Source organism: Mycobacterium sp. TH-M82, from assembly GCF_057473605.1.
Genome location: NZ_JBYCKY010000586.1, coordinates 1 through 4785, shown reverse-complemented (window position 1 = coordinate 4785; position 4785 = coordinate 1). Strand labels below are relative to the sequence as shown.

At 63.0% G+C, this 4785-nt stretch carries 4 protein-coding genes and 1 pseudogene; 1 reads left to right on the top strand and 4 read right to left on the bottom strand.

Annotated features, from left to right (window positions below; all coding sequences use genetic code 11):
• Positions 1-804, top strand: an 804-nt coding sequence (locus AC2VON_RS17585) for an ISL3 family transposase (protein ID WP_486954098.1), incomplete at its 5' end; no start/stop codon positions are given.
• A 62-nt stretch (positions 805-866) separates the two neighbouring features.
• On the opposite strand, the gene AC2VON_RS17580 is transcribed toward AC2VON_RS17585, so the two are convergent.
• The 4 genes and pseudogenes from AC2VON_RS17580 to AC2VON_RS17565 form a co-directional block, all read right to left on the bottom strand.
• Positions 867-2003, bottom strand: a complete 1137-nt coding sequence (locus tag AC2VON_RS17580) for a class I SAM-dependent methyltransferase (protein ID WP_486954097.1) — start codon at positions 2001-2003, stop codon at positions 867-869.
• 42 nt (positions 2004-2045) lie between these two features.
• Positions 2046-2987: a sulfotransferase family 2 domain-containing protein gene (locus AC2VON_RS17575; protein ID WP_421529820.1), complete on the bottom strand. Its 942-nt coding sequence runs from the start codon at positions 2985-2987 to the stop codon at positions 2046-2048.
• A 368-nt stretch (positions 2988-3355) separates the two neighbouring features.
• A pseudogene (locus tag AC2VON_RS17570) lies at positions 3356-3601 on the bottom strand (transposase); the annotation flags it as partial.
• A 426-nt stretch (positions 3602-4027) separates the two neighbouring features.
• A partial coding sequence (locus tag AC2VON_RS17565) for a GlgC family sugar phosphate nucleotidyltransferase (protein ID WP_486954096.1) occupies positions 4028-4785 on the bottom strand: 758 nt, incomplete at its 5' end.

Below are 4785 nucleotides of genomic sequence, written 5' to 3'. Positions count from 1 at the left end.
CGGGTGGTCGCCGATGGCCGCGACACCAACGACCTGCTGGCCGGGTTGACCCGCATCGGCATCGACGAGATCGCCTACCGCAAAGGCCACCGCTATGTAACCTGCGTGATCGATCACACGACAGGCCGGCTGGTGTGGGCAGCCGAAGGCCGCAACAAAGACACCCTGGGGAAGTTCTTCGACCAACTGGGGTCCGAACGTGCCAGGTTGTTGACCCATGTCAGCTGTGACGGGGCGGAATGGATTCACGCCGTGCTGCGAGCACGCGCACCGCAAGCAGTGATCTGCCTGGATCCGTTCCACGTAGTCGCTTGGGCGCTCAAGGCCCTCGACAAGGTGCGGGTGCGCACCATGGCCCGCGCCGGTGTCCGCGACCGGCACGCGATCTGGGCGGTGCGCAAGAACCCGGCCGATCTGACCGGCGAGCAGCGCACCAGCCTGGCCGCAATCACGGCTACCAACGCCACGCTGTATCGGGCGTATCTGCTCAAAGAGCAACTCCGCGAAGTGTTTCGGGTCAAAGGCCGCGACGGTCGTCGTTTGCTGGCTGGTTGGCTGTCCTGGGCGTCGCACTCGCGCATCCCGGAATTCGTCGCCGTAGCCCGCACCGTCCGCCGTCACAAGGAGCTCATCGGCAACACCCTCGACCACCAACTGTCGAATGCCCGCTCGGAAGCCACCAATACCCACCTGCGGGCCTTGACCACGCGTGCGTACGGGTTTCACAGCCCAGGGGCGCTGATCGGCATGGCCATGCTCACCCGCGGCGCCCTGTGCCCCGCACTACCCGGTCGAGCAGCATGAAACCCGACCCACGGAAACGTCAGGAGATCCCCAGATCCGACCATCCCCGTGAAAAATCGAGGTCAGTAGAGGCTGAACAGCGCGGTCAGGCGGTCGGGTTCCTCGCAGAGCGGACCCGAGTCGGTCATTTCGAGTTCTTCCCACAACGACTGCAGTCGATTCTCGTCCATGACGGTTGCGGCGTGCTCATCGATGATGTCGTAGTAGCGATCGGCTAAAACGTGCGATGCCGGGTCGACGCGGGTGACGGCGACCAGGCCAGTCGGCGGGCAGTCCAGCACATGTAGTCGCAGATCCGGGCGGTACTTTTTCAGGATTGGCAGTAACTTCCAAACGTCGCCAGTCCACATGCCGGCGGTGTCTTTCTCCGAGGGATCGCCCGGCAACCACTGCCGCAACGCCATCCGCGGATTCAAAGGCACGCAATCATGCAGCAGGATCAGTGAGCGGGGGTGACAGGCAGCCTCTGTCCCGATCAGATCGCGCAGCAGGAATTCGAACCGGTGCATGCCATCCAAAAAGACCATGTCCACCGGCCGTCCCAGCAACTGCCGCACATTTTCGGTCGCAAAGAAAGTGTCCGACGGCATCTGGAAGAAGAACGTGCGCCTGCGGTTGCCGGTGGCGGTAACCTCAAGCTGGAACTGAGGGTCCACCGCGATCGCGTCGCAACCCGCGAGCGCCAGCGAAGACCCAGTCTCTGTGCCGACCTCGAAGTATGTGCGCGGCGTCAGATGGGTGTGCAATGCGGTCAGGAAGTCAAGATATGGAACCCCGAGCATGCGGAACGAGTTGGTCGCATCGTCAAAGTCGTGCACTGGGCCCGCCCCCCTTTGTATCGATTGCCTGCCGCGTATTTCCGCGATCTGGCGTCGGCGTCCATCCTGGAAGACAACCCTCACCTCAATGGTGAAGGCTGATGCGAGGCTGATCGTTCCGATCGCCTTCGAGAACCCCACTTGTGACGAACTGCCATACAGTTCGGCCACATCGGGCCGCGAAACAGTTAGCTCGCAGCTCGCAACCACGCTTTCCTCGTGGACGAATTCCACCTCGGCTACCGGCGCCTTGCCTACGACCCAACCGCTGACCTCGAGCGCGTATCTGTCGACCGGGCCCGTCTGCGGGGAGTCGAGGCAAGCACCGGTGATCAGGTCATCGCTAGGGCGCTGGATGACCTCGGGTATCTTCACCGCCATGCGGCGATCCTGTCGCTCTTCGTTGGGGCAGTGCACCTTTCGCTACTCCACTTCCGGGGAACCACCCGGTGCCCCTGGGTAGTAATCTTGCGCGAGCATCCGGTGAAGATCGTCGATCCGCTCATGCCGCTCAACCAGTTCGGCCATTGCTCTTACCGCAATGGCGCTGGCATCCGCAGAAGGCGGACGGCCCACATTCGCGGGCTCATACTCGAAAGCGGTCATGTCATCGCTATAAATTTTCTCGATCAGTCGCAGCAGCGTCGGATCGCGGATGACTACGCGCGGCAGCAGCGTGACGTTGAGCCGTTTCAGGTCGAGCGTCCCCCGCCAGCCTTGTGCCCGCAAGTGGCTTTCGAGTCGGCCGAGGGTCACCGGGGCCGACTCGATGCGCCCAATCTCTGAGTATGGAAACACTTTGGGGCGAAGCAAGTAGCTCTGTGGTGCCCAGTGCGGGTCGGCGGTGAGAAGCTGCAGGTCCTGGGCCAGAGCGGCAACGAAGCGTTCGAAGCCCTCGGCAATGGCGCCGAGGGCGGGAGCTGTTCGTCGTGCCCACCACCGCCGTCGACCTTCGGATAGCTCCTTTGGACTACGCGGGAACCACTGCGCCGTGCCGTACAGTTCCACAAACAGCGGCTCGCGAAGCAGCAGCTTCGACTGCCAGGCCGACCATAATCGGTCCACAGGGTGCCGGGCCCAACCAAACCGGAACCAGCCGTCTTCACTGGTAACTTGCTCGATTGCGTCCGCCGGGAGCAGATGCAGCGGCTTGAACCACTGTTGCCAGATCGCCGGGTCCTGCACAGCCAGTGCGCGGGTAACCTCGGGTGCCCGGCAGTGGGCCACATAGCGAGCGGGGTCTTCGTTTTGCAGCCCCGACATCATCCACAGCATGCTCGTGCCCATCAGCTCGGGCGTGATTGCGTAGATGACCTTCCACTTATCAAGCACCATGGCGGTGGCCCTGGGTAGTAAAACGTTCATCCGGTCACCGATGAGGCCATTTGGCTGACGTCCTTCCCCTGACCTGTGCCGGGGCTGTCGGATTGCTCAACTTGTCGGATTGGGGTGATGCAGTTTCCACGCTGGTCGTGGCGCCGAGCCTCGCCCTTACTCCATTCCGGCGCGCCACAAGTGCCTTGACCGACACCTGGGATTCGAGATTAGCAGGGCCAGTCAAACGCCCGCGGGTTGTTGTTTGCTCCTCCTTGCAACACCGCTACAACACCGCTACAACACCGCTACAACACCGCTACAGCAGCGCCCCCGGCACAAACATCACAGCGAAACGCGCGGCGTTTCGTCGGTAACCAGTCTTGCGGTCGCCGCGTCGATGTGTTGCCACAACGGGCCGCCTCGGCGGTCTCCCGATCCGACAGGTCATGCAGGGTCTGCAACACCAGAATCGCGGCCATCACCGACACCGGGATCGAGGGCCGGCCCTTCCCGGACGGGAACAAGTCCTCGAACGCATTGTCCGGGAACACATCCTGACGATGTGCGGCCAAAAACGCGAACATGCTGCCCTCAGCCACCAGATGACCGACCAGCGCCTCGGCGTCCAACAATTCCCGATCCACCCGCTCAACACCCTGCATGAACCAATTATCCCAGCTCAGACCATGTTTCCGGAGAGGCGCGCCAATTATTCAGCGCCCTCCTAGATCCGGCGCCGCCGGCAGGCCTTTGAGGGCACGTTGTGGCTTTTGCACCTTGTGTTCGGGCCAGCGCGACAGGTTGGCCAGGGTGCGCGTTCTCACGTTGCCGTCATCGCGGATAGCGTCCCGCAACAGTACCGCCGATGGTGACCCACGGTTCGGAACCCGTGTCACATACATGATTACGTTATCATCAGCTCATCTGCGCTATGTTCACGACATTGCAGGTAAACACGCCGACTGAATCCTGATCATTCATGAGTACGTTGCATGCCCAGCATGAACGCCAAAAACCTGCTCACGAACAACATCGGGGATTCGCAGTCCACTCAGTGGGGGAAACTACGGGCTAACGACCAAGGTGCTCTAGATCCAGACGCCCTTGCCCACCGCGACCACGCCACCGGCGCTGACCGCAAACCGCTCCCGGTCCCGTTCCAGGTCCACCCCGACCATCTCCCCGGGCCCGACTACGACGTTCTTGTCCAGGATCGCGTGGCGCACCACCGCGCCGCGGCCCACCCGCGCGCCCGGCATGATCACGCTGCCCTCCACGATCGCACCGTCGTCGACCACGACGTTGGACGACAGCACCGAGTTGCGCACCGACGCCGCCGAGATGATGCTGCCGGCCCCCACCACCGACTCCTGCGCCGAGCCGCCGTTGACGAACTTCGCCGGTGCCAGGTTGTCCGACTCGCCGCGGATCGGCCAGCGCCTGTTGTAGAGGTTGAAGACCGGATGCACCGACACCAGATCCATGTGTGCGTCGTAGAAGGAGTCCAGTGTCCCGACGTCGCGCCAGTAGGCCCGGTCGCGGTCCGTGGCTCCGGGCACCTCGTTGTCGCTGAAGTCGTAGACCGCTGCCATTCCGTCGTTGACCAACCGCGGGATGATGTCGCCGCCCATGTCGTGATCGGAGCGGTCGTCGTCGGCGTCGGCGCGGATCGCGTCGATGAGCACCTTGGTGGTGAAGATGTAGTTGCCCATCGACACGAACGTGGAATCCGGGTCGTCAGGGGTTCCCGGAGGGTCCAGCGGCTTCTCCACGAACTCGCGGATGCGGCCGGAGTCGTCGGCGTCGATACACCCGAAGGCGGTGGCCTCGCTGCGCGGGGCGCGGA